The following is a 1,973-nucleotide window of genomic DNA, read 5'->3' as shown; positions in this document are numbered from 1 at the left end:
TTGAAGTTTCACTTTATAATACCTTTTCGATGTCTTTTTCTATTTTAGCGGGCTCGGTTTGTGGGGCATATCGTTCCACAACCTGACCATTCCGATCAACTAAAAACTTAGTGAAGTTCCATTTAATCGCTTTTGACAATATACCTTTTTGTTCGTCTTTTAAAAATTGAAACAAGGGATCCGCATGGTCACCGTTTACTTCGATTTTTGCAAACATCGGAAATGTTACCCCATAATTGGTTTCACAAAATGAAGTGGTCTCCTCGATTTTCTCAAATTCCTGATTCCCAAATTGAGCACAAGGGAACCCAAGAATAACCAAGCCATCCTTTTGATACTTTTCATAAAGCCCCTGCAATCCCTGAAATTGTGGTGTGAATCCACATTTGCTTGCTGTGTTGACGATTAAAAGTGGCTGTCCTTCATATTCCTTGAGTGACTTCATTTCTCCGTTCGCCATTTTCACTACAAAATCATACACACTTGCCATATTGCCCACTCCCCTTATGTACGAATTACCCCAATCGTAAATGATGTTAGGTTGAGATTCAAGTTTGGACTACATTTTAACCTCTGATATGTCTAAAAAGACCGGGTTATGTACTAGGATTAAGTGAGAATCTAGATTTTATGGCTTTTATTTTTTTCTATGGCTTTTAGCAGGCGGCCTATGTTTTTTATTTTCATTCTATGATTTTTAATAACATATACAAAAAATATTACGTGAAACTTTGTACATTTATGGTAGAATATTCAAAAAGAAATGAGGAAACATTATGAAATTTGTACATATCTTTGGTCCGCAAGCGGTTGGGAAAATGACGGTCGGGCAGGAATTAGCAAAAATAACAGAATTAAAGCTTTTTCATAACCACATTACGATCGATTTAGTGAGTCACTTTTTTGACTACAGTACAAAAGAGGGGAAACGGCTAGTTAAATTGTTTCGCCAGGAAATATTTGAAGAAGTTTCAAAAAGTGATTTGTACGGTATGATTTTCACCTATGTCTGGATGTTTAACCTTGAATCCGATTGGGAGTATGTGAAGGGACTTTCTGAACTATTTGAATCAAGAGGAGCCACCGTGTACTATGTGGAACTTGAGGCTGACTTGGAAGAAAGACTTGAAAGAAATAAAACACCAAATCGACTGGAACACAAGCCTAAGAAACGCGACATTGAATGGTCTGAAAATGATATAAAAGAAACAATGGAAAAGCACCGCTTAAATTCATATGATGGTGAAATTACGTTCGAAAACTACCTGAGGATAGACAATACGAACCTAAGCGCTGAAGAAGTTGCCAAAATGATCAAGGATAAGTTTCAATTATAAAACGCTTGGAAATTGAGCTCCAAGCGTTTGCCCACCTATTTTAACTCATCACGAAGGATCCCTAATTTTATCACTAATTCTTGGGTGAAATGATCGCGTGCCTGTTTTGCGTCCATGTCAGGTGATGTAATAAACAGGGGGTCACCGAAAATAAGCTTTGCTTTTTTAAACTTCAATAATTCCTTAACTGTATTTGGCCCAATATACACCGCCGGAACAACAGGAACCTTGCTGCGTTGCGCGATTGTAATTGCTCCCTGTTTAAGCGCAGTTTGCTCATTCGTACGAGTACCGCTCGGGAAAATTCCAACAACCTCCCCCTTCGAGAGCAACCTAGATGGAATTTTTAAAACACTTGGCCCTGGGTTGTTACGGTCAACCGGAAATGCATTCAGTTTTGATAAAAAGCCACCTAGTAGTTTGTTCGTAAACAATTCCTTTTTTGCCATATAATGAATTTGCCGTGGCAGCAATGAAACACCGAGCCACAAAATATCGATATAACCTGTATGTGTACAAGCAATAACATAGGCGCCATCCTTTGGCAGCTTCTCTTTGTTATAAACCTTAATTCCACCTGTTGCCGTAAGAATCGCTTTAGCTAGATTTGCAATGAAATGATACACTTTGACTTAC

3 protein-coding genes are annotated in these 1,973 nt (G+C 38.2%); 1 reads left to right on the top strand and 2 read right to left on the bottom strand.

Annotated elements, in window-relative coordinates:
- Nucleotides 1-13: 13 nt before the first annotated feature.
- Nucleotides 14-490, bottom strand: coding sequence for a glutathione peroxidase (locus V7147_RS13505; RefSeq protein WP_335368373.1), 477 nt, complete (start codon nt 488-490; stop codon nt 14-16).
- 286 nt (nt 491-776) lie between these two features.
- Between V7147_RS13505 and V7147_RS13500 the strand changes: the two genes are divergently transcribed.
- Nucleotides 777-1,337, top strand: a complete 561-nt coding sequence (locus V7147_RS13500; RefSeq protein ID WP_335368372.1) for an AAA family ATPase — start codon at nt 777-779, stop codon at nt 1,335-1,337.
- Between the two features lie 35 nt (nt 1,338-1,372).
- On the opposite strand, the gene V7147_RS13495 is transcribed toward V7147_RS13500, so the two are convergent.
- A complete protein-coding gene (locus V7147_RS13495) occupies nt 1,373-1,963 on the bottom strand; it encodes a lysophospholipid acyltransferase family protein (RefSeq protein ID WP_335368371.1) in 591 nt (196 codons plus the stop codon).
- Nucleotides 1,964-1,973: the final 10 nt, after the last annotated feature.

This window comes from Bacillus sp. JJ1521 (assembly GCF_036965165.1).
Classification (GTDB): domain Bacteria; phylum Bacillota; class Bacilli; order Bacillales; family Bacillaceae_L; genus Ferdinandcohnia.
This window is presented reverse-complemented; position numbering and strand designations above follow the sequence as displayed.

What these genes read in the sequence shown, in the direction of transcription:
- V7147_RS13500 (WP_335368372.1), top strand. Translation starts at nt 777, where the DNA reads ATGAAATTTGTACATATCTTTGGTCCGCAAGCGGTTGGGAAAATGACG.
- V7147_RS13505 (WP_335368373.1), bottom strand. Translation starts at nt 490, where the DNA reads ATGGCAAGTGTGTATGATTTTGTAGTGAAAATGGCGAACGGAGAAATG.